At 66.9% G+C, this 26,515-nt stretch carries 23 protein-coding genes; 10 read left to right on the plus strand and 13 right to left on the minus strand.

Translation table 11 applies throughout. The features are described from left to right. Nucleotides 1–43 precede the first annotated feature (43 nt). Nucleotides 44–352 carry an EthD family reductase gene (locus CFB49_RS33085; RefSeq protein ID WP_089493475.1) on the plus strand — a complete coding sequence of 103 codons (309 nt, stop codon included), beginning with the start codon at nucleotides 44–46 and terminating at the stop codon, nucleotides 350–352. A 158-nt stretch (nucleotides 353–510) separates the two neighbouring features. Further along, on the plus strand, nucleotides 511–780 hold the full coding sequence (locus CFB49_RS33090) for a hypothetical protein (protein WP_249190447.1): 270 nt from the start codon (nucleotides 511–513) through the stop codon (nucleotides 778–780). A gap of 105 nt (nucleotides 781–885) precedes the next feature. On the opposite strand, the gene CFB49_RS33095 is transcribed toward CFB49_RS33090, so the two are convergent. Beyond that, entirely contained in the window at nucleotides 886–2,361 is a 1,476-nt protein-coding gene (locus CFB49_RS33095; RefSeq protein WP_089437866.1) for an HD domain-containing phosphohydrolase, read from the minus strand. Between CFB49_RS33095 and CFB49_RS36570 the strand changes: the two genes are divergently transcribed. Then, nucleotides 2,260–2,643, plus strand: a complete 384-nt coding sequence (locus CFB49_RS36570) for a hypothetical protein (protein ID WP_179234976.1) — start codon at nucleotides 2,260–2,262, stop codon at nucleotides 2,641–2,643. The genes CFB49_RS33095 and CFB49_RS36570 overlap by 102 nt on opposite strands. 12 nt (nucleotides 2,644–2,655) lie before the next feature. Then, nucleotides 2,656–3,231, plus strand: coding sequence for a DUF308 domain-containing protein (locus CFB49_RS33100; RefSeq protein ID WP_069620078.1), 576 nt, complete (start codon nucleotides 2,656–2,658; stop codon nucleotides 3,229–3,231). 409 nt (nucleotides 3,232–3,640) lie between these two features. Here the strand turns inward: CFB49_RS33100 and CFB49_RS33105 are convergent, their stop codons facing one another. The 3 genes from CFB49_RS33105 to CFB49_RS33115 all read right to left on the minus strand — a co-directional run bounded on the left by CFB49_RS33105 (nucleotide 3,641) and on the right by CFB49_RS33115 (nucleotide 6,153). Continuing rightward, entirely contained in the window at nucleotides 3,641–4,609 is a 969-nt protein-coding gene (locus CFB49_RS33105) for a quinone oxidoreductase family protein (protein WP_089493477.1), read from the minus strand. A gap of 49 nt (nucleotides 4,610–4,658) precedes the next feature. Continuing rightward, nucleotides 4,659–5,225, minus strand: coding sequence for a TetR/AcrR family transcriptional regulator (locus CFB49_RS33110; RefSeq protein ID WP_089493478.1), 567 nt, complete (start codon nucleotides 5,223–5,225; stop codon nucleotides 4,659–4,661). Nucleotides 5,226–5,502: 277 nt separating this feature from the next. Then, a complete protein-coding gene (locus CFB49_RS33115; RefSeq protein WP_249190446.1) occupies nucleotides 5,503–6,153 on the minus strand; it encodes a GntR family transcriptional regulator in 651 nt (216 codons plus the stop codon). A gap of 52 nt (nucleotides 6,154–6,205) precedes the next feature. Here CFB49_RS33115 and CFB49_RS33120 point away from each other — a divergent pair, with 52 nt between their 5' ends. After that, a complete protein-coding gene (locus tag CFB49_RS33120) occupies nucleotides 6,206–7,372 on the plus strand; it encodes a pyridoxal phosphate-dependent aminotransferase (RefSeq protein WP_089493480.1) in 1,167 nt (388 codons plus the stop codon). Nucleotides 7,373–7,549: 177 nt separating this feature from the next. Here CFB49_RS33120 and CFB49_RS33125 read toward each other — a convergent pair whose 3' ends face one another. Then, the gene (locus tag CFB49_RS33125; protein WP_089493481.1) at nucleotides 7,550–8,896 is read right to left on the minus strand and encodes an MFS transporter; all 1,347 of its coding nucleotides are present in this window, start codon (nucleotides 8,894–8,896) and stop codon (nucleotides 7,550–7,552) included. Between the two features lie 298 nt (nucleotides 8,897–9,194). On the opposite strand from CFB49_RS33125, the gene CFB49_RS33130 reads away from it, so the two are divergent. The 3 genes from CFB49_RS33130 to CFB49_RS33140 all read left to right on the plus strand — a co-directional run bounded on the left by CFB49_RS33130 (nucleotide 9,195) and on the right by CFB49_RS33140 (nucleotide 13,413). Further along, nucleotides 9,195–10,232, plus strand: a complete 1,038-nt coding sequence (locus CFB49_RS33130) for a LacI family DNA-binding transcriptional regulator (protein WP_084044394.1) — start codon at nucleotides 9,195–9,197, stop codon at nucleotides 10,230–10,232. 188 nt (nucleotides 10,233–10,420) lie between these two features. Continuing rightward, a complete protein-coding gene (locus CFB49_RS33135) occupies nucleotides 10,421–12,202 on the plus strand; it encodes an IlvD/Edd family dehydratase (protein ID WP_089493482.1) in 1,782 nt (593 codons plus the stop codon). Nucleotides 12,203–12,234: 32 nt separating this feature from the next. Further along, on the plus strand, nucleotides 12,235–13,413 hold the full coding sequence (locus tag CFB49_RS33140; RefSeq protein WP_089493483.1) for a fumarylacetoacetate hydrolase family protein: 1,179 nt from the start codon (nucleotides 12,235–12,237) through the stop codon (nucleotides 13,411–13,413). A 153-nt stretch (nucleotides 13,414–13,566) separates the two neighbouring features. Here the strand turns inward: CFB49_RS33140 and CFB49_RS33145 are convergent, their stop codons facing one another. Further along, nucleotides 13,567–15,384 carry a methyl-accepting chemotaxis protein gene (locus CFB49_RS33145; RefSeq protein WP_069620070.1) on the minus strand — a complete coding sequence of 606 codons (1,818 nt, stop codon included), beginning with the start codon at nucleotides 15,382–15,384 and terminating at the stop codon, nucleotides 13,567–13,569. Between the two features lie 357 nt (nucleotides 15,385–15,741). Here CFB49_RS33145 and CFB49_RS33150 point away from each other — a divergent pair, with 357 nt between their 5' ends. Both CFB49_RS33150 and CFB49_RS33155 read left to right on the plus strand, forming a co-directional pair. Further along, nucleotides 15,742–17,328 carry a methyl-accepting chemotaxis protein gene (locus CFB49_RS33150; protein ID WP_089493484.1) on the plus strand — a complete coding sequence of 529 codons (1,587 nt, stop codon included), beginning with the start codon at nucleotides 15,742–15,744 and terminating at the stop codon, nucleotides 17,326–17,328. A 182-nt stretch (nucleotides 17,329–17,510) separates the two neighbouring features. Next, entirely contained in the window at nucleotides 17,511–19,472 is a 1,962-nt protein-coding gene (locus CFB49_RS33155) for a phosphatase PAP2 family protein (protein ID WP_089493485.1), read from the plus strand. Nucleotides 19,473–19,534: 62 nt separating this feature from the next. Here CFB49_RS33155 and CFB49_RS33160 read toward each other — a convergent pair whose 3' ends face one another. From CFB49_RS33160 to CFB49_RS33190, 7 genes are read right to left on the minus strand one after another with little or no spacing between them, the layout of a single operon-like run. Beyond that, nucleotides 19,535–19,813, minus strand: a complete 279-nt coding sequence (locus CFB49_RS33160) for a hypothetical protein (protein ID WP_089493486.1) — start codon at nucleotides 19,811–19,813, stop codon at nucleotides 19,535–19,537. A gap of 55 nt (nucleotides 19,814–19,868) precedes the next feature. Further along, complete coding sequence (locus CFB49_RS33165) at nucleotides 19,869–21,392, minus strand: UxaA family hydrolase (protein WP_089493487.1); 1,524 nt, start codon at nucleotides 21,390–21,392, stop codon at nucleotides 19,869–19,871. After that, nucleotides 21,389–22,570: a D-mannonate oxidoreductase gene (locus CFB49_RS33170; protein WP_089493488.1), complete on the minus strand. Its 1,182-nt coding sequence runs from the start codon at nucleotides 22,568–22,570 to the stop codon at nucleotides 21,389–21,391. The genes CFB49_RS33165 and CFB49_RS33170 overlap by 4 nt, the downstream gene beginning before the upstream one ends. 31 nt (nucleotides 22,571–22,601) lie before the next feature. Beyond that, complete coding sequence (locus CFB49_RS33175; protein ID WP_069620064.1) at nucleotides 22,602–23,612, minus strand: zinc-binding alcohol dehydrogenase family protein; 1,011 nt, start codon at nucleotides 23,610–23,612, stop codon at nucleotides 22,602–22,604. 22 nt (nucleotides 23,613–23,634) lie between these two features. After that, nucleotides 23,635–24,510 carry an amidohydrolase family protein gene (locus CFB49_RS33180; RefSeq protein ID WP_089493489.1) on the minus strand — a complete coding sequence of 292 codons (876 nt, stop codon included), beginning with the start codon at nucleotides 24,508–24,510 and terminating at the stop codon, nucleotides 23,635–23,637. Next, on the minus strand, nucleotides 24,507–25,523 hold the full coding sequence (locus CFB49_RS33185; protein ID WP_089493490.1) for an aldo/keto reductase: 1,017 nt from the start codon (nucleotides 25,521–25,523) through the stop codon (nucleotides 24,507–24,509). Before CFB49_RS33185 ends, CFB49_RS33180 begins: the two co-directional genes overlap by 4 nt. A 29-nt stretch (nucleotides 25,524–25,552) precedes the next feature. Then, nucleotides 25,553–26,500, minus strand: coding sequence for an ABC transporter substrate-binding protein (locus CFB49_RS33190; protein WP_069620061.1), 948 nt, complete (start codon nucleotides 26,498–26,500; stop codon nucleotides 25,553–25,555). Between the last annotated feature and the right edge of the window lie 15 nt (nucleotides 26,501–26,515).

Genomic DNA, 26,515 nt, shown 5'->3' on the forward strand with positions numbered 1-26,515 from the left:
TAGCGACATTCATCGTCGTAGCAGTCCGACCCGGAGGTTCTGCATGTATTTCGTCGTTTCCTATCGCCGAGCCGCGGGCACTCGATTCGATTCCCGTTACTACGTCGAGCAACACATTCCGCTGGTGGAGAAATCCTGGAAGCCGTACGGGCTCGACTACATCGACGCGTTCTTCCCGGCACGTGGGGATAGCGAACTGATCGTCGTCGCGATGTGCCGCTTCAAGGACAGCGCGGCGCTGGATGCTGCGTTCGCTGCCCCGGAGACGGCAGATGTGATGGCCGATATCGATGCGTTCACCGATATCGAACCCGATCGGCACATCGCGGATGTGTTCTCGCCCGTGTCGTAGCGGCGATCGCGCGCCGCCATGCATCGGTTCCGGCCGGCGCCATCGGTCACTTGTCCGATAGCGCCGCGAACGATCGGGTGTCAGGATAGGCAACCGTCACGCGAATACTCGGCCGGGGGATGACTGCAATGTCGGTACGTCAGATCTTCATCGTTGCATTGGCGAGCGGCCTGCCGCGTGCGTTCGGCGTGCTCGCGATCGTGTCGGGCCTGTTTCGGATCGGCGCCGCAGTGCATCGCGGGAAGCACGCCGGCACGCCGATGCGAACGATCTCGGGTGGGGCGCGAACGGCGCTGGCCGGCGCGCTGCTTTCCTGCGAAGCCCTCGGTGCCGTCTACTTCGCAATCGCGGCGTTGGGATACGGTTGGGCCGACACCGATGCAAGAGCCCCGGAACGCCGGAAACGGATGAACGACTGGCCGACTTGAATGGTGCAACCGCCATCTTCGATACGCGGGCGGAGTGTCAAAGGTCGCGCCGGCCCGACCGGCGGTTCGCATACACACGAAAGCGAATCCGCGTCGCGGAACGCGTCAGAGCAGCCCCAACGCCGACGCCTTGAGAGTCGCCGCGGCACGCGTCGAACATTCGAGCTTGCGGAACGCCTTCTCGACATGGGTGCGCACCGTGCTCGGACTCATCGCGAGCGCCTGCGCGACCTGCTTGTTGCTCGCGCCGCGGGAAATCGCCCGCAGGACGTCGATTTCCCGTGCGGACAGGCGCGGGCCAGCGGCCGGCGCGCCCGTGGCGATGCGCCGGAGCACGGGCGCGCCGCCCGTCACGAGCGCGGCCACCACTTCGCCGCATAGCCGGCCGCACGCCGCTTCTTCCTGCAACTGGCTGGCGGCGGCCGCATCGCTCAGCGCCGCGCGCCACGGACGCGCCGAGCGCAACGCGACCCACGCCAGCGACGCCGCCAGCACGCGCGCTTCCAGCGTCAGCGCCGCATCGCGCGCGCCGCGAAAATACCCCGAGCCGTCCAGCCGCTCGTAGGCATACGACGCAAGCACCGCGGCTTCGCCGAGCGCGCCGGTCTGCCTGCCCGCGCGCTCGGTCCAGTACGGCACGAGTCGCACCTTTTCCCACGCGCTCGCAGGCAGCCGCGTCGGCAGATTCCACACGTCGTTCGGCACCGCAGCCCTGCCGATGCCATGAATCAGGCCGGCGCGGTACACGCGTTCGCGCGCGGCCTCGTCCGGCGACAGACGGCCGTAACACGCGGCCGCCGTCGCGGCGACCGAACGCGAAAAACCCGTCATCCACGGCAATTTCAGATCGATGACGTCCGCAATCAATTCGGCGGACGTCGCGCCCTGCATGTCCGGCGTGGCCAATGCGGCATCCACGTCGACGGGCGCCATGTGTTCGAGCGCCGCCAGCCAGCGCGGTGCGTCGCGCGCAGCCGTCTCGACGAGCACGGCCGGATAGCGCGACTCCGCGCGTTGGCGGATCAATTCGAGGGCCCGTTCGATGCCGTACGTGCGGCTGAATACGTCGAGATCGCCCGCCAGTGCGACGATCGACACGGCGGGCGGCACCTGTTCGCGCACGAGCCGCGCAGGCAGCCCGTTGCCGTCCCAGGTTTCGAAAATGTGCCGCAGCGCGGTTTCCGTCGCGCGGGACAGATCGAGTATTCGCGCCACCTCGCCGGAGACTTCGCAATGAATCTGCGCGAGCGGGATCAGTGCGACACCCGCGCCGCCGATCGCTTCAGCCATGCCGGCCCGGTTCGCGAGCATCGCCGCGCGAATCGCGACGTCGTCGCCGAATATCTGCGCGAAGCCCGCCGCGTTCGCCGTGCAGCCCGACCAGCGCAACAGCGCCACCTCGCGGGCCGTGTCGCAGACCGATGCATCGAATCGTGCCGCGTGCGCGAGCTGCGCCGCCAGCCACCCGGTGCGCGGCGAATGGTCGGTCGGCTGGCCCATGCTGAGATCGCCGATGAAGGCCAGCGCGCGGACGGCGTCGACTATGCGCAGCGGGGTGTGATGGGCTTCGGCGTCGGGCATCGGGTGGGCGGGGACATTCGCGAGGATGGGAAAACGATCATACGCGACGGCGTCGCGGCGTGCATGAGCATGCGCAGCTGCGGCGCGCCGGAGCCGGGCGGGCGCGATGTCCGCCGGCATCGGTGCAGGCAACCGGCAGCGGGCTTCGCCATCGGACATCTGACCGATGGCGGCAAGCGCGGACGATTGCGATACTCGGCGCACTGGAGATCCGGTCGGCGCCGCATCCGAATCCGCGTGGCGGAAATTCTGCATGCCGGCCGGGACGACGATTCAACGTAAAAAGGAGTGCAAATGACTGATCGCTACCCCGAATTCCACGCCCCTGCCGACGAACACTGGCTGAAACGATACTACTTTTCCCGGGCGGTGTTCTCGCTGATCTGGGTCGCGCTGGCGTTTTCCGTCGGCCGGCAGAGCGAGGCCGGCGCGGCGGTCCTGCTGGTCGTTTATCCGGCCTGGGATGCGCTCGCCAATTTCGTCGACCTGTCCCGCAGCGGCGGGATGGCGGCAAACCGCACGCAAGCGGTCAACGTCGCGATCAGCGCCGTCACGACACTGGCGGTATTTCCGGCGCTGAACGCGGGCATGGCCGCGGTGCTCGCGGTGTTCGGCGTCTGGGCGATTCTCTCCGGCGCGCTGCAACTCGGCACCGCCGTGCGGCGATGGAAGCACGCCGGTGCGCAGTGGGTGATGGTGCTGAGCGGCGCGCAATCGGCGCTGGCCGGGTTGTTCTTCATTGTCCAAAGCCATGCGCCGATGCCGCCGGCGATCGTGAAGATCGCCGGCTATGCGGGAGTAGGTGCGCTTTACTTCCTGATATCCGCCATTTGGCTGCAGGTGCGGGGGATGCGGCGCAGGGTGTCGTGAGCCGTCGGTCGGAATGAAGATGTCACGCTACAAGCGCCGTCGCCATGCTTACGGTCAAGGCCGCGCGTTGTGCAAAGCATGAACTCTTGCGGGCGATCGTAGTAGTGAAAACAGGGCTCGTTTTGCGATCGCGAACGGTCCTGAACGACCCGTTGCTGTCGCTCATGCCACGGTACGCCTAAGGGCGGATATCGGAGCGGAACGGTCATTCAGTATCGTTGCTCGACGGCAAGTCATCGGCTCTTCTACCGTCGGAATGTTGGCGACTGTGAGGCAGCTCATAGGCGCGTTGTCGCCCTTCGCACCACCCTAGCGTCGAATGTCAGATGCCGTTGCGAGTCAACGAATTGACGTTTCGCAGACACCCCGGACAGTATGCGCGCTGCTCGGGGGTCTCATGCCGGTCACATCATGGAATAAGCAGCAATTTGCCAGAGGTCTTACGGCTCCACATATCGGCTTGAGCTTGCGCCGCATCTGCCAATGCATATACGCCGCCATTGTGTACATTGAGCATCCCTTCACGCACCCAACTGAACAGCTGCGCTGCATGCGAACGCAGCAACTCCGGGGTTCGAATATGGTCCGCGAAAGAGGCATAACCGATCTTGATGCTCTTAGGTAACCGGAACAGCTCTATCGTCGTGTCAGCTCCCAGAACCGGTCCGTACCAGCACAAGGTACCTGAATAGCGCAACACATCAAGCGACGCCTGGAATGTCGTCGGTCCCGAGCCGTCGTACACCACATGCACGCCGTCGCCTCCAGTAATGTCCATCACGGCATCAACGAAATTGCCCGCGCGATCCACAATTACATGATCCGCACCAGCTGCTTTAGCTACCGCAACCTTGGATTCCGACGAAACACGACCAATGACTGTACCACCGCGCAACTTGATGATTTGAGCCAGCAACGAACCTACGCCACCGGCGGCGGCATGCACCAGTGCAATATCGCCCTGCTGGATCGGATAGAAGTCGGTGGCAAAATGACTGGCAGTGAAGCCATTCATCATGAGCGACGCCGCGACACGGTCGTCAATGTCGTCCGGCACCCGTGCTAACGCTGCCGCCGGCAGCACGACCTTTTCCGCATAGCTGCCTGGCGCATATGCCCAAGCCACACGCTGACCGACCTCAAGATCGGACACGCCTTCGCCTAGTGCCAGCACACGTCCCGCACCTTCCACGCCAATTATTTTAGGATTGGGCACGTTGGTCCAGGCCATTCCCTGGCGAATTCCAATATCCATGAAATTCACGCCGGCCACAGCGATGCCGACCAGCACTTCACCCGGACCAGGAATCGGAACATTTCGCTCGACATACTCGAGCATGTCTACGTCGCCAACGCCATTCATCACCACCGCTCTCATGACACCCTCCAATACTAGAATGATCGTTCCATTAAAAGGCAAAAAATTTTTACATCAAGACCCGCATCGCCAACTGGCCCAGTGATGCCAATTCCGGATCGGTGGCGCCTCCACGCGCCGACAACCGAATAGCCGCGATACTTGCAAACAGGAAGCTTGCAGCTTGTTTGGCGTCTACGTCCCGCGAAATGTCCCCTTGTGCCTGAGCTTCCCGCACCTTTTGTGTCAGCGACTCAAGCAAAAATTTGCCGACCCCTTCGCGCAATTTGGTCAGTTCCGGGTCCGAGTCTCCGAACTCGCAGATTGAAACCACACCCAAACAGGACTGACGGGCCTCACGCACGACGCGATTCATCATCGCGCGCAAGCCATCGATGGCCTTGTGACCTTCGTTCAGCGCGTCAAGATGTGCCTGACGTTCGATATCGCCATATCGCTTTACTGCAGCGCAATAGAGTCCCCACTTGTCGCCAAATGTGTCGTACAAACTTTGTCGACCGATCCGCATTGCTTCGACCAACATGCCGGCTGAGGTGCCTGCATAGCCATGCGAGCGAAAGACGTCGATTGCGGCATCTAGGACGTGGTCAATATCGAACTCTTTATTTCTAGCCATGATCGGACTCTTTGTTTATAGCCGTGAACCATTCTATCGATACTGGAACAAACAGTCAAATAAGGTAATGTTTCGGGCAATGGCAGGCTAACCTTGCGCCGCTCGGCCCGTACTCCCGCGTGACGTAGATCCGTTCGATGGCGGTGAGAAGTGGGGCAACAACTACTGGCCGAATGCCGCCGAACGCGGTCGACTATAGCCACCGAGGAGAAAACGCCAGCCATTCCGAAAGCCGGCCTTTTGAACCGCTTGATGCGCCCCGGCCCGACCTGCCTCCCTACCGCCTATCCAACGCCTGAGCCAGCGCATCCCCCGCAGCCAGAATATGCGCGGACAAAACCGCACACGCTGCGTCCACATCACCCTCGCGTATCGCCCGAACGATGTTCCGATGCTCGTCATTCGAGCGACCCTGCCAATCAAGCTGCTGCCACGTCGCATACAGATGCCGCACACTGGCCCGATGCATGTCCCCAATCGCGGCAACGAGGCGCGGCATCCCGCACCGCGCGGTCAATGCGCGATGAAACCTCAGGTTCAGCGTGCCCAGCACGGCTATCCCACGCGCCGCCGCTTCCTGATCGAGGATCGCATCGAACTCCTCCAGCGCCCCTGCGTCGAGCGCGGGAATCGCCTCGCGCAGCGCCAGCGCCTCGAAAGCCGCACGCATCTTCGCCATTTCAAGCACGTCCGCCGGCTCGAGCGGCGCCGCCCGCACGCCCCGTCGCGGTTCCACCACGACCAACCCTTGCGCTTCCAGCCGTCTGAACGCCTCGCGTACCGGCACATGGCTCGCGCCGAACTCTGCCGCGATGTGGTCCTGACGCAGCCACTCCCCCGGTGCGATGACGCCCGAGATGATGCGGTCTGCCAATGCGACGGCGATCCGATCGGCCAGCGAGCGATCGTCCTTGACTTCAAAGTTCATGCCGACCACCATGCATATATTATCTATTAAATTGTAACAAACCGGAGGCTCGATGCGCCACCACCGCCCTGTCCGTCTGCAGCACATTGCCGGGATTGGCGTCGATCGCATGGGTTCGATCGCCGATCACGCCGACGTCGACCTTTTGCGACTCGAAAATCTCGACACCGACATCCCACCTACTGCAGAGGCGCTCGCCTTCACCCGAGAGGCCATCCTGCGAGACTCGGCCAATTCCTATTTGCCATTCGTCGGTCAGGATCGGCTACGCGCGAGCGCTGCCGCCCACGTGTCGACGCTTTCGGGGCAGCGCTTCACTGCCGACCAGGTGGTGGTGTCGGCGGGCGGACTCTCCGGCATTCTGAACACGCTGCTCGCCACCGTCGAAATCGGCGACGAAGTCATCGTCACCGATCCGACGTACGCGGGTCTGCTGAACCGCATCCGCCTCGCCGGCGGTGTGCCCAAGCAAGTCCCGTTCGCGTTCACGCCGGGCGGCGAATGGAAGCTGGACCACGCCGCGCTGCGGGCAGCAATCGGCCCGAAAACGCGAGCCATGCTGCTGATGTCCCCTTCGATGCCTTCGGGCGGCTTCTTCGATGCGTCCGACTGGCAATTGATCGCGAGCCTCTGTGTGCAGAACGATCTGCTGCTGATCCTCGACAGCGCGATGGAACGGCTGCTCTTTGACGGACGCACGGTCATCCATCCCGCCGGCCTGCCCGGCATGGCCGAGCGTACGGTCACGGTCGGCGCGGCGTCGAAAGAGTTGCGCATGATTGGCTGGCGGGTCGGCTGGATCGTCGCGCCGGAATGGCTGATTCCGGATCTCGTGGCCGTGTCGCTCGCGAATGTCGTGGTACCGGTCGGCATTGCCCAGGAGGCTGCGGCGGTTGCGCTCGAACATTCCGCAGCCGATCTGCGTGGCTACGTGAGCGAACTCGAGAGGCGGCGGGATACGGTCGCCGCCGAACTGTCGGGGCTCCCGTTCGGCATGCCGGCGGGCGGCTGGTCGATGCTGCTGCGCGTGTCCGATTTTGGCCTGACCGGATCGCGGATGTCGGAGCGGTTGCTGCGCCACGGCGTATGTGCGACGGCGATGACCGGATGGGGCGTTGCCCACGGCGACGCGTATATCCGCTTTGTGTTCGCGAACGAACCGGTCGAGCGATTGCGCACGCTCGGGGACAAGGTGCGCTTCGCGCTGGAAGACGCCTGACGGCCGCTCACGAGAAAGCGGAGCCACGCATAGGTCGTCGCGGGCGGGACGTATCCGGAATTCCGTCCGTGATGGTCGAGCGAACTCACGCGAGATCAATCCAAATGACGTGATGCATCCCGCGCCGGGGCAGCGCGATGTCGCAGCCCCGGCCGGACGTAACGTCGCGCGAACGCCCTACCGCCCACCCGGCGGCCGCAGGATATCGCGCGGAATCGACGCGATCAGCACGCAGCTGACCAGCAGGCAAGCACCCAGTGCATAGGTGCCGTTATTGATGTTGCCGGTCATTTGCTTGGCGACACCGGTGATCATCGAGCCCGTGAAGCCGGACAGGTTCCCCACCGAGTTGATCAGCGCGATGCCGGCGGCCGCGGCCGTGCCGGACAGGATCTGCCCCGGAAAGGTCCAGTAGATCGGCATCAGTGCGAGGATGCCGCACGTGGCGATAGTCAGGAATACGATCGACAGCGCCACGTTCTGTGCAAACGCCGCGCTCAGGATCAGGAAGACGCCGCCAATCAGCGCGGGAATCGCCGCGTGCAGGCGGCGTTCGCCGGTCTTGCGCGAGTGCGACGCGTTCCACACCATCGCAAAGATCGCCGTCAGGTACGGAATGGCCGTCAGCACACCGATGTGCAGCGGGCTGTGCACGCCCGACGCGCGGATGATCGACGGCAACCAGAAGGCCAGCCCGTAGAAGCCGGTATTGAACGTCAGCAGGATGAAGGTGAGCAACCAGACGCGCGGGCTGCGCAGCGCGGCGCCGATGCTGTGCGACTTGTGCGCGGCCTCGGATTCGAGGTTGCGCGACAGCACCGCCTTTTCGTCGGGGGACAGCCACTTCGCCGATTGCGGGCCGTCGCCGAGGCAGGCCAGCACGATGAACGCCACCACGATCGACGGCAGCCCTTCGAGCAGCAGCATCCATTGCCAGCCGCTCATGCCCGACAGGCCGTGCGTCTGCTCCATCAGCCAGCCGGACACCACGCTGCCGAGCGTCAGGCTCAGCGGGATCGCGACCAGGAAGCCCGACATCGCCACGCTCTGGCGCCGCGCCGGGAACCAGTAGTTCATGTACAGGATGACGCCCGGGAAAAACCCCGCTTCGCACAGCCCCAACAGGAAGCGCAGCGTGTAGAACATCGTGGTGGTCTGTACGTGGAAGAACTGCGCGAGCGGCACGATGAACGCCATCGACGACGACACGATGCCCCACGTGATCATGATCCGCGCGATCCAGAAACGCGCGCCGTAGCGGTGCAGCAGCAGGTTGCTGGGCATTTCGAACAGGAAATAGCCCCAGAAGAAAATGCTGGCGCCGAGCGCATAGACGCCGTCGCTCAGACTCAGGTCGTCGAGCATCTGCAGCTTCGCGAAGCCCACGTTGACGCGGTCCAGGTAGGCCACGACGTAACAGAGCAGCAGCAACGGCAGGATGCGCCGCATGACCTTGCGGTAAAGGGCGTCTTCGGACGAGTCGGCCGCGGCCGGTGCGGCAGCGGCCTGCGTAAGGGATGGCATCGGTCTGTCTCCTGATTGTGTCGATCTTCTTCGTACCGGCGAGTGCGCTTGACGCATCGATGTTACCGATAACATTCCGTGGCAAAAAAAAGCCGACGAGGCGACGGGAGCGATCGGCACGCTGATACCGGTAACAAATTCGAAGGTAGCATGCGGCGATACACGCATACAAGTCCCGCCGGACGCGTGGTTTCCCTAGTGCGGCCATCACGGCGACGGGCGCGCCGCGACCGTGCCTGCGCGGTATGCCGCACCGGTATGATGTAGCCTTTCCGGCCTTCCCCCGATCGCGATTCCGATGCCCAGTCCCACCGCCGTCCGGCCCGCCGGGCCGCCCCGCATGTCAGACGTAGCGCGCCTCGCCGGCGTATCGAAGATGACGGTATCGCGCGTGCTCGCCGGCCACAGCGTGGCCGCCGAGACGCGCGCACGGGTCTGCGAGGCCATCGAGCAGCTCGGTTACGTGGCGGATGCCGCCGCCGGTGCGCTGTCGTCGGGGCGCTCGGAATTCGTCGCGGTGCTGGTGCCGTCGCTGTCGAGCTCCAACTTCTCGGACACCGTGCGCGGCCTGACCGATGCGCTCGAGCCGCATGGTCTGCAACTGCTGCTCGGCGATACCGACTACGACCTGGAACGGGAGGAACGGCTCGTCCGGTCGATGCTGCGACACCAGCCGCGCTGCATCGCGCTGACGGGATCGCAGCACACCGATGCGACGCGCAAGGTATTGGAGCGCTCGGCGATTCCGGTGGTCGAGATGTGGGACCTGCCCACGCGCCCGATCGACACCGCCGTCGGCTTCTCGAACGTGCGCGCCGCCCGTGCGATGGTGCGCCACCTGGCCGAGCGCGGGTACCGGCGCATCGGCTTTCTGGTCGGCGCGAGCGAACTGGATCGCCGCGGCCTGGACCGGCTCAAGGGCTACCAGGCGGAGATCAAGGCGCTGGGCCTGGGCGAACCGCGCGTCGTGCGGCTGGGCGAATCGCCGATCACGATGAGCCACGGCGGCCCCGCGATGGCCGCGCTGCTGGAGCAATGGCCCGATACCGACGCGGTGATGTGCGTGAGCGACATGTCGGCATTCGGCGCGATCATGGAGTGTCACCGGCGCGGGCTCGCCGTGCCTGCCGACATCGCCGTGGCCGGCTTCGGAAACTTCGAGGTGGCGACATGCTGCCACCCGACCATCACGACCGTGTCGGTCGACGCGTACGGCATCGGGCTGCGCACCGGCGAAGCGTTGCTGGCGGCGCTGCAAGCGCGCGACGGCGGCGAGCGAACCGAGTCGAAAAGCATTCGCATCGACTACACGATCATCGCGCGGGAAAGCGCCTGACAGGCCGACGGCCGCGCGCATCCGGGGGCGCGTCGCGCGCGGCTTCGCACCGGCCCGCGCTCCACGCCTTCGCCACGCGCGCACGAAATCCCTTCCGCGACGCAAAAAACCCGTGCTAACATCCAAGCGATGTTACCGGTATCATCCGGCACGCAAAATGAAAAAGGCCCCTCAGGAGACAGCCTGCCATGTCACACACCCCTCGCCGCCTGCGCAGCCAGGAATGGTTCGACGACCCCGCGCACGCAGACATGACCGCGCTCTATGTCGAGCGCTTCATGAACTACGGGTTGACGCGCGAGGAACTGCAGTCGGGCCGCCCTGTCATCGGGATCGCGCAGACGGGAAGCGACCTCGCGCCGTGCAACCGCCACCACATCGAACTGGCCGAACGCACCAAGGCAGGCATCCGCGACGCGGGCGGCATTCCGATGGAGTTCCCCGTGCATCCGCTGGCCGAACAGAGCCGCCGGCCCACCGCCGCGCTCGACCGTAACCTCGCCTACCTCGGGCTGGTGGAAGTGCTGCACGGTTTTCCGCTGGACGGCGTGGTGCTGACGACCGGCTGCGACAAGACCACGCCCGCGTGCCTGATGGCCGCGGCCACCGTCGACATGCCCGCGATCGTGCTGTCGGGTGGCCCGATGCTCGACGGCTGGCACGACGGCAAGCGGGTCGGCTCGGGCACGGTGATCTGGCATGCGCGCAACCTGCTCGCGGCCGGCGAGATCGACTACGAAGGCTTCATGCAGCTGACCACGGCTTCGTCGCCGTCGATCGGCCATTGCAACACCATGGGCACCGCGCTGTCGATGAACAGCCTCGCCGAGGCGCTGGGCATGTCGCTGCCCGGCTGCGCGAGCATTCCCGCCGCCTATCGCGAACGCGGCCAGATGGCTTACGCGACCGGCAAGCGCGCGGTCGAGCTCGTTCGCGAAGACCTTCGCCCGTCGACAATCATGACGCGCGCGGCATTCGAGAATGCGATCGTCGTGGCCTCCGCGCTGGGCGCATCGACGAATTGCCCGCCGCACCTGATCGCGATTGCACGCCACATGGGCGTCGAACTGAGCCTGGACGACTGGCAGCGCCTGGGCGAAGCCGTGCCGCTGCTCGTGAACTGCATGCCGGCCGGCGAATACCTCGGCGAAAGCTTCCACCGCGCCGGCGGCGTCCCCGCGGTGCTGCGCCAGCTCGATGCGGCCGGTCTGCTGCGGCGCGACTGCCTGACCGTATCGGGCCGCGCGATCGGCGGGATCGCCGACACCGCGCAGGACGCCGACCGCGACGTGATCCGTACGCCCGACGCGCCGCTCAAGCACGGCGCCGGCTTCATGGTGCTGTCGGGTAACTTCTTCGACAGCGCGATCATGAAGATGTCGGTGGTGGGCGACGCGTTCCGCCGCACCTATCTTTCCGAGCCGGGCGCGGAGAATACGTTCGAGGCGCGCGCGATCGTGTTCGACGGCCCCGAGGATTACCACGCGCGCATCAACGATCCCGCGCTGAACATCGACGAGCGCTGCATCCTCGTCATCCGCGGCTGCGGCACGGTCGGCTACCCGGGCAGTTCGGAAGTCGTGAACATGGCGCCGCCCGCCGAACTGGTGAAGCGCGGCGTGACGTCGCTGCCGTGCCTGGGCGACGGACGCCAGAGCGGTACGTCGGCCAGCCCGTCGATTCTCAACGTGTCGCCGGAGGCGGCGGTCGGCGGCGGCCTCGCGCTGCTGCGCACGAACGATCGCGTGCGCGTGGACCTGAATCGCCGCAGCGTCGACGTGCTCGTCGACGAGGACGAACTCGCGCGCCGCCGCGAAACCGCCAGCTTCACCGTGCCGCAGGCGCAAACGCCGTGGCAGGAACTCTATCGCCGCTTCGTCGGCCAGCTGTCCACGGGCGGCTGCCTCGAACCGGCCACGCTGTACCTGAAGGTGATCGAGCAGCGCGGCAATCCGCGCCATTCGCACTGACCCAACCGCCCCCGACTCTTGCCGAGCTGATCATGCGTACTCCTTCCGTTTCCGACTGCCTGCCGCACGACCTCGACCACGCGCTGCTGATCGGCCGCGTCTGGCGGCACGACGGCGCCCACGCGGGCCCGAGCGTCGTCGCCGTACGCGGCGGCGAAGTGTTCGACATCACGCGCACCGTGCCGACCACCGCCGACCTGTTCGACCGCGCCGATGCACTCGCCGTCGCGCGCACCGCTGCCGGCGAATCGCTCGGCCGCGTCGAGCCCTTGTTGCAGGCGGCGCTCGACGGCAGGCCGGGTGCGACGCACCTGCTCGCGCCGTGCGACGTGCAGGCGATCAAGGCGTGCGGCGTGACCTTTGCGGTCAGCCTGATCGAACGCGTGATCGAGGAACAGGCGGGTGGCGATCCGGCCAAAGCGCGGGAAGTACGCAACACCATCGCCGCGACCATCGGCACCGATCTGTCGAAGATCGTGCCGGGCTCGGAAGCCGCGCTGCGCCTGAAGGCGGAACTCGAGCGCCGCGGCGCGTGGTCGCAATACATGGAAGTCGGCATCGGCCCGGATGCCGAGGTGTTCTCCAAGGCGCAGCCGATGTCCGCGGTCGGCTTCGGCGCGGACGTGGGGCTGCTGCCCGTGTCGGTATGGAACAACCCGGAACCGGAGATCGTGCTGGCGGTCGCCAGCGACGGCAGGCCGGTGGGCGCGACGCTCGGCAACGACGTGAACCTGCGCGACATCGAAGGCCGCTCGGCGCTGCTGCTCGGCAAATGCAAGGACAACAACGGCTCGTGCGCAATCGGCCCGTTCGTGCGGCTGTTCGACGACGGCTTCACGCTCGATAGCGTGCGGCAATGCAGCGTGTCGCTGCGCGTCGACGGCGCGGACGACGGCTTCGTGCTCGACGGCATCAGCCACATGCGGGAAATCAGCCGCGACCCCGCCGACCTCGTCGCACAGACCTGCGGCGCGCATCACCAGTATCCGGACGGCTTCATGCTGTTCCTCGGCACGATGTTCTCGCCGATCCAGGATCGCGACGCGCCCGGCGGCGGATTCACGCATCACCTCGGCGACCGCGTGACGATCTCCACGCCCGCGCTCGGCGCACTCGTCAATACCGTGCGGCTTTGCACGGAGATCGCGCCGTGGACCTTCGGCGTGCGTGCGCTGTATGCGAATCTGGGGGCACGCGGGCTGCTTGCCTGAACGGAACGGCAGCGATACCGGCCTGCCCGCCCGTGATCGACCGCAGTCGGCCACGGCGTGAGCGGCGCCTCCGCGGATCGGCCGCGCGGCGCCATCCTGCTCCCGCGGTGCAGCGGACGAAGCCGCCGCTCGCCGGCCCGGTTAACCCGACCATCACGCCGCCACCGCACGCTCCGCCAGCTTGAATTCGCCGACCGTCTGCGCGAGCCGGGCCGCCTGCTCGCGCAGCGACGTCGCGGCTGCCGCCGATTGCTCGACGAGCGCCGCGTTCTGCTGCGTCGTATCGTCGAGCTGCGACACCGCCTGATTCACCTGTTCGAGCCCCGTGCTCTGCTCCTTCGCGGCGACGCTGATTTCGGCGATCACGCTCGTGATGTTGCGCACGCCGTCGACGATTTCGTCCATCGTCGCGCCAGCCGTCTGGACGAGCCCGGAGCCGCCCTCGATCTTCTCGACCGACGAGTGGATCAGCTGCTTGATTTCGCGCGCGGCCTGCGCGCTGCGCTGCGCGAGCGCGCGCACCTCGCCGGCAACGACCGCGAAGCCGCGGCCGTGCTCGTTCGCGCGGGCCGCCTCGACGGCGGCGTTCAACGCGAGAATGTTGGTCTGGAATGCGATGCCGTCGATCACGCCGACGATGTTGGCGATCTCTGCCGACGCCTGCGTGATGTCGTTCATCGTCGACACGACGTCGCGCACGACCGTGCCGCCCCGCAGCGCGACATCCGACGCCGATTCCGCCAGACGGTTCACCTGGCTCGCCGCATCGGCCGAATTGCGGGCCGTGCCGGCGATCTCCTCGAGCGCGGCGGCCGTTTCCTGCAGGCTCGACGCAGCGTGTTCGGTGCGGGCCGACAGATCCTGGTTGCCCTGGGCGATCTCGGCGCTCGCGAGGTTGACGGACGTGCTGAACGCGCGGATCTGCAGCAGGATCGCACTGATCTTCTCGGCGAACGCGTTGAACGCTCGCGCGATCTGCGCGGCTTCGTCCGCGCCGTCGGCGGGCAGGCGCTTCGTCAGGTCGCCGCTGCCGCTCGAGACGTCCGTGAGCGCGTCGCGCACCATCAGGATGCGCTTGAAGGCCGCGTTCGTCATCGCGCCGACGAGCGCGGCGGCGATGCCGGCGACGATCACGATCGCCAGCAGCGTCGTCGTCGCGACCGCGCGCATGCCGGCCGTCACGTCGCCCTTGTCGAGCGCGAGCACCAGCGACCAGTCGGTGCCGGCGATCGGTCGTGCGCGCATCAGCTTGGCGGCGCCGTCGATGTCGACCGCGACCGGCGCGGACGCCGCCTGCAGCGCGCCGAGGCGATCGGCATCCAGTTCCGGCGACAGACCGGTGGCCGGCTTCATGATCAGGTCGGTCTTGGCCGACGCGATCACGCGACCGCCCTTGTCCACCAGAAACGCGAAGCTCGCCGGTGTCGGGTGAACGGAAGTCACGATCGAGCTCACGTTCTCCATGAACAGGCTGGCTGCCAGTACGCCCTTCACTGCGCCGTCGCGCACCACGGGCACCGCGAACGCGACGGCCGGCTTGCCGCTCGTCGCATCGCGGTAGAGCGCCGTCACGACCAGATGGCCCGCGCCGACGGCTTGCTTGTACCAGGGCCGCGCGGTCGGATCGTAGCCGGGGGCAAGCGGTACGTTCGAGAATGCGGTCTTGTCCGGCAGGCCGAGCGTCAGCACCTCGAAGCCGCCCGACTTGCCGAGCAGCTTCAACGCCGGGACCGGGTCGCCCTCGCCGATCGCGATCGTGTCCGCGAGCGCCTGGGTTTCGCGCGACCGGCTGGCCACCCATTCGTCGATCGCCAGCGCGTGGCCGGCGAGGATCGATTTGTGATTCTGGTCGATGGCCTCGTCGTTGTGGGTCTTGACGACGTAATAGACGAGCCCCCCGGTTACGGCCAGCGCCGTCACTACGATGGCGACACACGTCGCCAGTATCCGCGCGCGAATTGATGACAGCATGATGACTTCGGTCTCCGTTACCGCGTGATTGAAATGGATCGCTGAAAAGAGCGACCCTGATCCGTTTAACGGCAGCGTCGGCGGGAAGTTGAGCGATGCCGGAAGGACGGCGACCGGCACGGGCACGCAGGGGGCCGCAAGGCGCGCTGTCGCGCGAAGCGCGAACGCGGAAACCGGTCGCGGCATGCGAAAACGGAGCCGTTGGTCCGTTCGGCGTAACGAATACGGAGCGCTGCCGGATTTTTTTTGACGTCAGGCAACCCGCAAACGATTGCCCCGGAGAGCCGGTCCTAAACTGTTCGTTCACCATTCCGTTAATCAGGAAATCTATTTTATATTCACAACGAGATTCCTCCTATGAATGATCGACGATTAACGGTTCGCACGAAGCTGATCATGGCTTTCGGGATTCTTACGTGCCTGGTCGTGCTCGTCTCGCTCCTCGGCATCATCTCGCTCGGCAACGCAAACGATGCCTTCGAGAATTACGTCAACGGCACCAACGCCCGCGCGAACCTGGCGGACAAGATTCGCTTCGCCGTCGACCGGCGCGCGATCGCCGCCCGCAACCAGGTCCTCGCGGCCAGCCCGCGCGATGCGGACATCGAGAAGGAAGCGGCGCTGCAAGCCGACCGCGAAGTCGGCATGCTGATGAGCGAACTGACGAATGCGGTCCGCGAGGGAAGCGGCGCGTCCGACAAGTCTCGCGAACTGGTTCGGCAAATCGGGGCGGTCGAGACGCAGTACGGCCCCGTGGCGCGCGCCATCGTCGACGCGGCGGCGAACAACCGGCGCGATCAGGCGATCACGATGATCAACGAACAGTGTCGACCGCTGCTGGCGCAGCTTGTCGCGGCCACCGACACGTATGCGAAGTACTCGCGCTCGCGGGCCGACCAACTGGTGAAGGAATCGGACGACCGTTATACGTCGCGCCGACTGATGCTGATCGCCATCTGCATCGCGGCCGCCGCCGCGGCAGCGATCTCGGGCCTCTTCATCACCCGCGGCCTGCTGCGCGCGTTGGGCACCGAGCCCGCCGTGCTCAGCGACATCGCCGGGCATATCGCCGCCGGCGATCTCGGCGCCGAATCCACGACCGGCGCCGCGCCGGCCGGCAGCGTGCTGGCTTCGATGCGCGACATGCAGGCGAACCTGATCCGCCTGATCTCGGAAGTCCGTACCGCATCGGGCAACGTCGCGACAGGGGCCGGCGAAATCGCGTCCGGCAACCAGGACCTGTCGTCCCGCACCGAACAGCAGGCCGCGTCGTTGCAGGAAACCGCGTCGAGCATGGAGCAACTGACATCCACCGTGCGCCTGAACGCCGACAATGCGCAACAGGCAAGCGGCCTGGCCAACAACGCATCGGAGGTCGCGCAGCGCGGCAGCACGGCCGTCGGCCTGATGGTCGACACGATGACGGACATCAGCGCGAGCTCCGCCAAGATCGCCGAGATCACCGGGATCATCGAAGGGATCGCGTTCCAGACCAACATTCTCGCGCTCAACGCGGCCGTGGAGGCCGCCCGCGCCGGCGAACAGGGTCGCGGCTTCGCGGTGGTAGCGAGCGAAGTCAGAAGTCTTGCGCAGCGTTCGTCGAGCGCCGCGAAGGAAATTCGCGAGCTGATCTCGCAATCGGTCCGGAAAATCCAGGACGGTTCGCATATCGCGAACAACGCGGGCGACACGATGAGCCAGGTCACGCATGCGATCTCGCGCGTGACCGACATCATGGGCGAGATCGCCGCGGCGTCGAGCGAGCAGAGCCGCGGCATCGAGCAGGTCAATCTCGCCATCACGCAAATGGACGAGGTCACCCAGCAGAATGCGGCGCTCGTCGAGCAGGCGGCCGCCGCGTCGAAGTCGCTCGAGGAACAGGGAAACCGGCTTGCCGAGGCCGTCTCGTTGTTCCGGCTGGATACGCGCACGGTGGGCGCGTAGGCCGCCCTCCTGACGATGACGGACGACACATGAATTCCGGCGTCCGTCATGTTCAGCACAAGAAATTAACCAAATAGTGGGAATTTACACCAGCCGCATACGACGCGAAACAATTCCGTAACGACCGCGTCACGATCGCTCACCACAATCCTCCGTCTTCTACCCTCAGGATGGAGTCTTGCATGTTTGCGTCACGAAGCCGTTTCCCGCTGCACGTCGCGGCATTGTCGAGTGCGATCGTATTGGCCGCGTGCGGCGGCGGCGACGACGTCGCGTCGACCGCCACGATCGCCGCGGCCGTTCCGGCGCCGCCCGCCGACCCAGGCTTCGTCGACAGCGCGCCGATCCCGAGCGCGCCCGCTTTCGTCGACAACGTCGCGACCAACCAGCGCGGCGATGCGCGCTATGCGACGCTGTCGACCAACGCCGCGGTGCGCGTGCTGAGCCGTTTCCTCGATCTGTGGCAACCGTCGACGATGCTGGTCGACGCGGGCGTGACCGCGCCCGCGAACGGCCCGTTCCGGGCCATCTCGCCGTCGACCTGCTCCGGACTGCCGAACAGCGGCGTTGCGTGCGGCACGATCCTGAACGATGCGGTGCTGTCGGCCAACGTGCAGTACGTGATCAACGCGACGACCGCCCGTACGCCGCAGCAGGCCGATGCCGCGTACTACGACGACCGGCGCGGCAAGGGATACAGCGTGACCGACGGCATGGGCCCGCTCACCGCCGCGTGGCGCACCGCGGCCCAGCAGACGACCAGCATCACCAGCGTGCCCGCCGATGCAACCACCGTGCTGTACAACGACACCGGCAACAACGTCGGCGTCGGCAGCAGCAGCGGCAACGCCGGCTTCGGGAAGGTCGTCGACCTGCTCAACGAAATGGGCAACAACGCGTCGACCGAACCGTCGAAGCGCTTCTTCAAATATGCGCGCCCGTACCGCTGGAGCACGAGCGTGGTCGTCGCGCCGACGCTCGTGCCGGCCGAAAGCACGACGCCCGCGACCGACGGCGGCTTCATCAGCGGCCACACGGCCGAGGCTGTGCGCGATGCGACGACGATGGCGTGGCTCGTGCCGGAACGCTTCCAGGAAATGGTCAGCCGCGGCCTCGAACTGGGCGAGAACCGGATTCTCGCCGGCATGCACTCGCCGCTCGACGTGATCGGCGGCCGCATGCTCGCGCTGGCCGTCAGCGCGGCGAACCTGACCGCGTACGCCGGCGATGCGCAGGCTGCCTACACGCAAGCCCATCAGACGCTGCAGCAACTGACGGGAACGAGCGCGACGACGTTCTCCACATTCGCGCACTCGGGCACGGCGGCCACCGACCGGTTCGCCGACTACACGACGAACAAGGCCGCGTTCCTGCGCCGCATGACGTTCGGCTTCGGCGCGATCGAATCGACGAACGCGCCGCCGGTCGTGCCGAAGGGCGCGGAGATCCTGCTGCAGACGCGCTTTCCGTACCTGAGCGCCGACCAGCGGCGCGTCGTGCTGAAGACGACCGAACTGCCGTCCGGCTATCCGGTCATGGACGACGCGGAAGGCTGGGGCCGCCTGAACCTGTTCGCGGCGGCCGACGGCTATGGCGCGTTCAACGGCCACGTGATCGTGTCGATGGATGCGTCGCAGGGCGGGCTCAATGCCGCCGACCTGTGGCGCAACGACGTCGCGGGCGCCGGCAAGCTGACGCTGCAAGGCAGCGGCACGCTGACGCTGGCGGGCAACAACGCCTACACGGGCGGCACCCAGGTGAGCGGCGGCACGCTGGCGGCCGCGTCGCCGACGGCGTTCGGCAAAGGCGACGTGTACGTCGGCCCGGGCGCTAGCGTGCGGATCGCGGCCGCCGCGCCGGTGACGATCGCCACCCGCTACACGCAGCTCGACAACACGACGCTCGAACTCGACATCGACGGCAACGGCGGCGGACGGCTGCGCGTGGGCGGGCCGCTCACCGTCGCGGGCGGCACGCTGCACGTGAAATTCGTGAACGGCTACGCGCCGAAGGCCGGCGACACGATCGCGCTGATCGACGGCGCGGCGGCTGCCGCGAAGTTCGCGACGGTGACGGTCGACGGGTTCAAGGCCACGCCGGTCTACACCGCGACGGGCGTGTCGATCACGCTGTCGGCAGCGTAACCGGCAGCGAAGATCGATCCTGCGACGGCGCCGCCCACGGGCGGCTTCGGCTTCGGCTTGCGCTACGCGAAGCGGCCGGAGGCTGCCCTGCCGGCGCCGTCCGGGCGAGGCCGCGTACCGAAGCGCCGTTGCAGCTCGATGATCGTCGGCAGGTTGAAATCGTGGACGTCCGGCGCGGCGCCGCCCTGCCGCCGGCTGACCTCGACACAGAGTTCCAGCGCCCGCGCGCGCGTCTCGGCGAGCAACCTCAGCGCCTCGCCGAGCAAGCCCTTCTCCAGTTCCGACAGCGAACCGTCCTGGCCGATTTCGCCGATCGTCGGCCCGCTCATGCTGGTTTCCATCGCGGCTTCTCCTTCGCTGTCCGATTGCGCAAGCGGCCGCATGCCGCGTCGAGCGTCACATGACCGCGCCGCGCAGCCACGGCACGAATTCGCGTTCGCCGATGCCGTTGTCCTCGCTGCGGGATCTGCGTCCTGACGCGACGTCGAGCATCAGCCGGAACAGCCGCTCGCCCGCTTCGCCGACCGAAAGCGAACCGGCGACGATCCCGCCGCTGTCGAAATCCATGTCCGATTGCATCCGCTCGAACAGGCCGCTCGTCGTCGCGATCTTGATCGTCGGCACCGGCTTCGAGCCGAACACCGAACCGCGGCCCGTCGTGAAGCACACGAGATTCGCACCGCCGGCGATCTGCCCGGTGGCCGACACCGGGTCGTAACCGGGCGTGTCCATGAACACGAGCCCGGCTTGCCGCACCGGCTCCGCATAGTCGTAGACCGCGCGCAGCGGCGAGCGGCCGCCCTTCGACACCGCACCGAGCGATTTCTCGAGAATCGTCGTGATGCCGCCGGCGAGGTTGCCGGGCGACGGGTTGTTGTTCATTTCGCCGCCGTGGTCGGCGACGTAGCGCTCCCACCACTGCAACCGGCCGAGCAGACGCTCCGCCACGTCGCGCGACGCCGCCCGCGCGATCAGCAGATGCTCGGCGCCGTAGATCTCCGGCGTCTCGGACAGAATCGCGGTGCCGCCGTTGCGGACCAGCAAGTCGACGGCCGCGCCGAGCGCCGGGTTCGCGGTGATGCCCGAGTAGCCGTCGGAGCCGCCGCATTGCAGGCCGACCGTCAGCCGCGAGGCCGGCACGGCGCTGCGACGCGCGCCGTCGGCCGCGTTCACCAATTCGCGCACGATCGACACGCCTTTGGCAATCGTGTCGCGCACGCCGCCCTCGTCCTGGATCACCAGCGTGCGCACGGTGTCGGGCGCCGCCGCGTCGAGCCGTTCCGCGAGCGCGCCGACCTGGTTGACCTCGCAGCCGAGGCCGACGAGCAGCACGCCGGCGAAATTCGGGTTGCGCGCATAGCCGACGAGCGTGCGCCGCAGCAGTTCGATGCCGTCCCCGGTCGCGGACATCCCGCAGCCGCTCTGATGGGTAATCGCGACGACGCCGTCCACGTGACCGAACGCATCGAGCGCGCCGTGCCGGTATGCATCGGCGATCGCATGACAGACGCTCGCCGAACAGTTGACGCTCGCAATCACGCCGACGTAATTGCGGGTCCCCACGCTGCCGTCGGGCCGCACGAATCCGTCGAAGGTATCGCGGCGATCCGTCGCGACGTCGTGCGCGCCGCCGACAGGCCCGTCGCCGTGCGCATGCCGATCGGGCATCCCGACGTTGTGCACGTGCACGTGCTCGCCCGCGGCGATGTCGCGCAGCGCGACGCCGATCGGCTGCCCGCATTTGATGATCGAGCCGCCGCGCGCGATCGGCGCTGTGGCGACCTTGTGCCCGGCCGGCACCGCATCCGCCAGTCGCAACGGTGCACCGCGCACGTCGATCGGCACATCCGGCGCCAGCGCGTCGAGCGCGACGGCGACGTTGTCGTTGCCGTGAAGGATCACGATTGCCGGTTGCTTCACGATGGTCTTCTCCCTGTGGTTGCGATGCCGGCCGCCGAAGCGCCGGCCATCGGCTCGTAGCGGGCGACGAGTTGCCGCAACCGCGGCTGTTCGGCCGGCAGCGCCAGCGAATCCGCGAGCGCGAGCAACGGCTCGATCCGCCGCGCCACCTTCTCGCGATGGTTGACCGCGATATCGGCAATGCGATGTGCGAGAAACGGATTGAGAAAGCGCTCGCGCACGCTGTCGACGTAGCGTTCCGCCGTTTCCCGCAAGCCCAGCGCAACGAATACCGGCGCGACTTCGTCGCGCCACACGGCCTCTAGACCGTCGCGCAACCGCCCATCGTTCATCACGTCCAGCACCGTTTCCGACGCATCGCGCCCGGCCGCGAGCCACTGCTCCGCGAGCCAGCTGTGTCCGAGATTGAGGAAGAACAGCTTCAGGCGCTCGTGGCTGCGCAAATCGTCGGTGACGACGATCTGCGCGTGCCGGCACGGCAGCGCCATGCCCGCCCGCCGTTCGATCGCCCATAGCGCGTAAGGCTCCGCGATCGCGCCGACCGGATCGAGCGGCTCGGACACGATGCGGTCGACGAGCGAGTTGACCCAGATGCAGCGGTTGCGCAGATAGTCGGCGAACGCGTCGGGCAGCCGCCACTGATGTGCGAGGCCCAGCACGATGTCGCGCAGCGTGTCGCCGTTGTTCGTCACCAGTTCGCAAGGCAGGACGGAAACGCCGTCATCAGGCCGCACCTGCCAGCGCGCATGCAGCAGCGCGAGCAGCTTCGCCGGAAAACCGTGCGGCGCGTGCCCGGGCTGGGCCAGCAGGTCCACGGTGTCGCGCGGATCGGCGCGATAGCCTGCGTCGCCGGTATTCGACACGATGACGCGCACCGTCTCGATCGCGGCGCCGCGTATCTCCGCCCAGTCGCGCTCGGCGTCCCATGCGCGATGCACGGCGTGACACTCGACGACTTCGTCGACCACGCCGCCGCGGTCGCGCCCGCGAATCCGTACCGGATAGCGGCCGGTGGCGCGCAACGCGTCGATGCGGGCGCGGCTGGACGGATTGCCGGTCGTCTGCACGATGCCGATGCCGCCCATCGCGTTGCCGTCATCCAGCGCCTGGGAGACGAACAGATCGACGTGCGCGAGCAGGAAGCGGCTCGTGCCGAACTGCAGGATCGGCGGCGTCATCGTGGGCGCCCCGCGTGCCGGATTCGCTGGATCAGCATTCGACGAGCGCCTTCACGACGGTCTGCCCCGCATCCAGTAAACGCGGCAGCGCGTCCGGCACCTCTTCGAGCCGCATCCGGTGCGTGTTCAGCGCGCGGTCCGGAATGCGCCCTGCACGCATCGCGTCGAGCACCGTCGCGAAATCCTCGGCCGTCGCATTGCGGCTCGCGAGCAGCGTGGTTTCGCGCTTGTGGAATTCGGGATCCGAAAACGCGACGTGCCCGCGCACGATCGAGATCAATGTGTATTTGCCGCCGTGCGCGACGAATTCGAAACCGCGATTCATCGCATCGAGGTTGCCGGTCGCGTCGAACACCGCATCGAAATACTCGCCGTTCGTCAACGCCGCGAGACGCGCCGCGTCGCCTTCCCCCACCTCCACCGCCGCATCGACCGCCAGATGCTGGCGGCAAAACGCCAGCCGGTCGGCCCGCGTGTCGAGGCACGTGACATCGGCGCCGCGCAGCTTCGCGAAGATCATCGCGGCCATGCCGATCGGCCCGGCGCCGACGACCAGCACGCGCTGTCCAGCGCGGACGTCCGCGCGCCGCACCGCATGAGCGCCGATCGCGAGAAATTCCAGCATCGCCGCCTGGTCGAGCGAAATGCCGTCGGCCTTGTGAACGAACTGCGCGGGTACGCTCAGATATTCGGTCAACGCCCCGTCGCGATGCACGCCGAGCACCTTGATGTTCACGCAGCAGTTCGTGTTGCCGTGACGGCATGCGACGCAGTGTCCGCACGACAGATACGGCATCACGTATACCGCGTCCCCGGCGCCGAGCCCCGACTCCGGCTCCGCCTCGACGACGACCGCGGAAAGCTCGTGACCCATCACGCGCGGATAGTCGAGGTACGGCTGGTTGCCGGTGAAGATGTGCAGGTCGGTGCCGCAGATGCCGACCCGTTGCACGCGCAACAGCACTTCGCCGCTGCCGCGCACGGGCGGTTCGCGATGCTGCACGCGCAGCACGCCGGGGGATTCGCAAATCACGCTGAGCATGTCGGTTTCCTTTCGTTCTGGTTCATTCGTCGTGGCGTGCGGTGTCGATCCGGTAGAAGCGGCGCGCGTTGCCGCCGAAGAGGCCGTCCAGCGCCGCGGCGCCGAGCCACCGCGCGCAATCGTCCTCGCACGCGGCCAGCCATTCGCCATAGCCGCCGCACGCCGACGCCAGCCGCAGCACCGGCCAGTCGCTACCCCACATCAAGCGCGTCGGCCCGAACAACTCGGCCAGCGCGTGGACATACGGCCGCGTGCGCGCGCGCACCGCATCCGGGCCGGCCGTCGGCCCGGCCTCCGTCCAGAGGCCGGACAGCTTGCAGTGAAGGTTCGGCAGGCGCGCGAGCCGGCTCATCGCGGACAGCCACGGCTGCAATTCGCCGCGCTCGACGAACGGCTTCGCGCCGTGGTCGATCACGATCGGCAGATCCGGGTGGCGTCGCGCGAACGCATGCAGCGCATCGAGATGGCGCGGCATCACCAGCGCATCGAAACCCAGCGCATGCTTGCGCATCGCGGCGACCGCGCGATCCAGCCGCGGATCGTCGATCCACGCGTCATCGGGCAGATCCTGCAGCATCGGTCGCAAGCCGCGCGCCTTCGGCGCGGATGCAAACGCCGCGATTCGGGCCGGTGCGTCGTCGGCCTTCAGGTCGACCCAGCCGACCACCGCGCCGACGGTCGGCGTTTCATCCGCGAGATCGAGCAGAAAGCGCGTATCGGCTTCGCTCGGCAGCGACTGCACGAGGACGGTGGTATCGATGCGCGCCGCATCGAGCAGCGGCGCGAGATCGGCCGGGCCGAAGTCCCGGTGAATCGCATCGAGTTCGGCCGGCGGCCAGCAGCCGGCTCGCGCACCGATTCGCCAGTAATGCTGATGAGCGTCGATCCGTGTAGTCATGCGCGTGCTCCCGGCACCGGCGCGTGCGCGTCGATCAGACCTTCGTCGCGCAGCGCATCCCACAGCTCGGCCGGCGCGGGGCGCTCGAACCAATCGATGTTCTGCTTCAACTGCGTCACGCTGCGCGCGCCCACCACGCACGACACGACGGCCGGATGGCCGAACGGAAACTGCAACGCAGCGGCGGGAAGCGGCACGTCGAAGCGGTTGCACAACGCGCCGAGCCGCGTCGCCTTGTCGATCACGTCGGCGCTCGCGTCCGCATAGTCGAACTTGCCGTTGCCGGCGAGCAGGCCGGAATTGAACACGCCGCCGATCACGATCGCCGTCCCGTCACGGGCGCACGCGTCGAGCAGCGGTGCGAGCGCCGTCTGTTCGAGCAGCGTATAGCGGCCGGCGAGCAGCACCGCATCGAGCGCTGCTTCGTTCAGCGCGTCGGCCGCGACTTCCCATTCGTTCACGCCGAGACCGAACGCGCCGATCTCGCCATCCGAGCGCAACGCGTCGAGCGCGCGAAACCCGCCGCCGCGGGTCAACTGTTCCCAGTAGTGCGCGTGACGATCGCCATGCGTCATCGCGCCGATGTCGTGCACGTACAGCATGTCGACGCGCGCGAGCCCGAGCCGTTGCCGGCTGTCGTCGTGCGAACGCATGATGCCGTCGTAGCTGTAGTCGTAGACCGGCCGGAACGGCAGCGGCTCGGCCCAGCCGTCGTCGCCCGGCTGTACGCTCGGGTCGGCGCGCATCAACCGCCCGACCTTCGTGCTGAGCGTGAACGCGCGGCGCTCGCGCGCGGCGAGCCCGGCCCCCACGCGCCGCTCGGACAGCGTGTAGCCGTAATACGGCGCGGTGTCGAAATAGCGCAGGCCGGCCGTCCACGCGGCGTCGACGAGCGCGGCGGCGTCGGCACCCGACATCGGCCGATAAAGACCGCCGAGTTGCGAGCAACCGAGGCCGAGCACGGACACCGTCAGCCCGCTGCGCGGCAAGGTGCGCGTATCGTTTGCGTTCATGAGGCGTGACTGGATGCCGGGAAAAGGAATCAGTACAGGACGTTCTTCGCCGCTTGCGAATCGAGGTTCTGCTTGTCGACCATCACGACGCCGGTATCGATCAGCTTCGGCGCGGGCTTGCGCTCGATGACGTCGAGCGCCGTGCGCACGCCCTGGTTCCCCATCTGCCACGAGCCCTGCACGGCGATCGCCTGCACGGTGCCGTCGCGCACGAAGCCCTGCAGGTCCTCGTTGCCGTCGAACCCGATCGCCACCACCTTGCCCGCCTTGCCCGACTGCTTCAGCGCACGGCCCATCCCGACCGCGGTCGGCTCGTTCGCGCCGAAGATGCCCTTCAGGTCAGGGTTCGCCGACAGCACGTCGGTCGTCTGGTTCAGCGCGGTCGCCATTTGCGATTGCGAGTAGTACGGGCCGACGATCTGCAGCTTCGAATGGCTCTCGATGTATTTCCGGAACCCGCCGACGCGGCTGACCTCGGACCCCGCGCCCGGCACGTACGACATGATCGCGATCTTGCCGGACTGCCCGACGCGGTCGATCAGCGCCTTCGCGCACAGCGCGCCCGCCTTCTCGTTGTCGGTCGACAGGAACGCCTGGTAGTACGGCTTGCCGGCGTCCGCGATCGCCGAGTCGATCAGCACGACGGGAATGTGCGCTTCCCACGCCTTCTTGATCGCGGGCACGAGCGCATCGGGATCGGACGGCGCGAGCACGATGCCCGCCACGTGACGCGTGACCGCGTTGTCGACCATGTTGACCTGTCCGCTGATGTCGGACTCGGCCGCCGGGCCCTGGAACGTCATCGTGTAGCCCTTGGCGCCGTCGAGCGCCGACTTCGCGCCCTTCTGCACGTTCTGCCAGTAATTCGAATTGACCGTCTTGACGATCACCGCGATCTCGCCGCCGGCCGCATACGCGCCGCTGCTGCATACCGCGAACACGCACGCCGATACCGCCGGCAGGATGGATTTGTTCATGTCTCGCTCCGCTTC

The organism is Burkholderia sp. AU17457, assembly GCF_002223255.1.
In the GTDB taxonomy this organism is placed as follows: Bacteria; Pseudomonadota; Gammaproteobacteria; order Burkholderiales; family Burkholderiaceae; genus Burkholderia; species Burkholderia sola.

What these genes read in the sequence shown, in the direction of transcription:
- CFB49_RS33085 (WP_089493475.1), top strand. Translation starts at nt 44, where the DNA reads ATGTATTTCGTCGTTTCCTATCGCCGAGCCGCGGGCACTCGATTCGAT.
- CFB49_RS36570 (WP_179234976.1), top strand. Translation starts at nt 2,260, where the DNA reads ATGGTCGGTCGGCTGGCCCATGCTGAGATCGCCGATGAAGGCCAGCGC.
- CFB49_RS33095 (WP_089437866.1), bottom strand. Translation starts at nt 2,361, where the DNA reads ATGCCCGACGCCGAAGCCCATCACACCCCGCTGCGCATAGTCGACGCC.
- CFB49_RS33100 (WP_069620078.1), top strand. Translation starts at nt 2,656, where the DNA reads ATGACTGATCGCTACCCCGAATTCCACGCCCCTGCCGACGAACACTGG.
- CFB49_RS33105 (WP_089493477.1), bottom strand. Translation starts at nt 4,609, where the DNA reads ATGAGAGCGGTGGTGATGAATGGCGTTGGCGACGTAGACATGCTCGAG.
- CFB49_RS33110 (WP_089493478.1), bottom strand. Translation starts at nt 5,225, where the DNA reads ATGGCTAGAAATAAAGAGTTCGATATTGACCACGTCCTAGATGCCGCA.
- CFB49_RS33115 (WP_249190446.1), bottom strand. Translation starts at nt 6,153, where the DNA reads ATGAACTTTGAAGTCAAGGACGATCGCTCGCTGGCCGATCGGATCGCC.
- CFB49_RS33120 (WP_089493480.1), top strand. Translation starts at nt 6,206, where the DNA reads ATGCGCCACCACCGCCCTGTCCGTCTGCAGCACATTGCCGGGATTGGC.
- CFB49_RS33125 (WP_089493481.1), bottom strand. Translation starts at nt 8,896, where the DNA reads ATGCCATCCCTTACGCAGGCCGCTGCCGCACCGGCCGCGGCCGACTCG.
- CFB49_RS33130 (WP_084044394.1), top strand. Translation starts at nt 9,195, where the DNA reads ATGCCCAGTCCCACCGCCGTCCGGCCCGCCGGGCCGCCCCGCATGTCA.
- CFB49_RS33135 (WP_089493482.1), top strand. Translation starts at nt 10,421, where the DNA reads ATGTCACACACCCCTCGCCGCCTGCGCAGCCAGGAATGGTTCGACGAC.
- CFB49_RS33140 (WP_089493483.1), top strand. Translation starts at nt 12,235, where the DNA reads ATGCGTACTCCTTCCGTTTCCGACTGCCTGCCGCACGACCTCGACCAC.
- CFB49_RS33145 (WP_069620070.1), bottom strand. Translation starts at nt 15,384, where the DNA reads ATGCTGTCATCAATTCGCGCGCGGATACTGGCGACGTGTGTCGCCATC.
- CFB49_RS33150 (WP_089493484.1), top strand. Translation starts at nt 15,742, where the DNA reads ATGAATGATCGACGATTAACGGTTCGCACGAAGCTGATCATGGCTTTC.
- CFB49_RS33155 (WP_089493485.1), top strand. Translation starts at nt 17,511, where the DNA reads ATGTTTGCGTCACGAAGCCGTTTCCCGCTGCACGTCGCGGCATTGTCG.
- CFB49_RS33160 (WP_089493486.1), bottom strand. Translation starts at nt 19,813, where the DNA reads ATGGAAACCAGCATGAGCGGGCCGACGATCGGCGAAATCGGCCAGGAC.
- CFB49_RS33170 (WP_089493488.1), bottom strand. Translation starts at nt 22,570, where the DNA reads ATGACGCCGCCGATCCTGCAGTTCGGCACGAGCCGCTTCCTGCTCGCG.
- CFB49_RS33175 (WP_069620064.1), bottom strand. Translation starts at nt 23,612, where the DNA reads ATGCTCAGCGTGATTTGCGAATCCCCCGGCGTGCTGCGCGTGCAGCAT.
- CFB49_RS33180 (WP_089493489.1), bottom strand. Translation starts at nt 24,510, where the DNA reads ATGACTACACGGATCGACGCTCATCAGCATTACTGGCGAATCGGTGCG.
- CFB49_RS33185 (WP_089493490.1), bottom strand. Translation starts at nt 25,523, where the DNA reads ATGAACGCAAACGATACGCGCACCTTGCCGCGCAGCGGGCTGACGGTG.
- CFB49_RS33190 (WP_069620061.1), bottom strand. Translation starts at nt 26,500, where the DNA reads ATGAACAAATCCATCCTGCCGGCGGTATCGGCGTGCGTGTTCGCGGTA.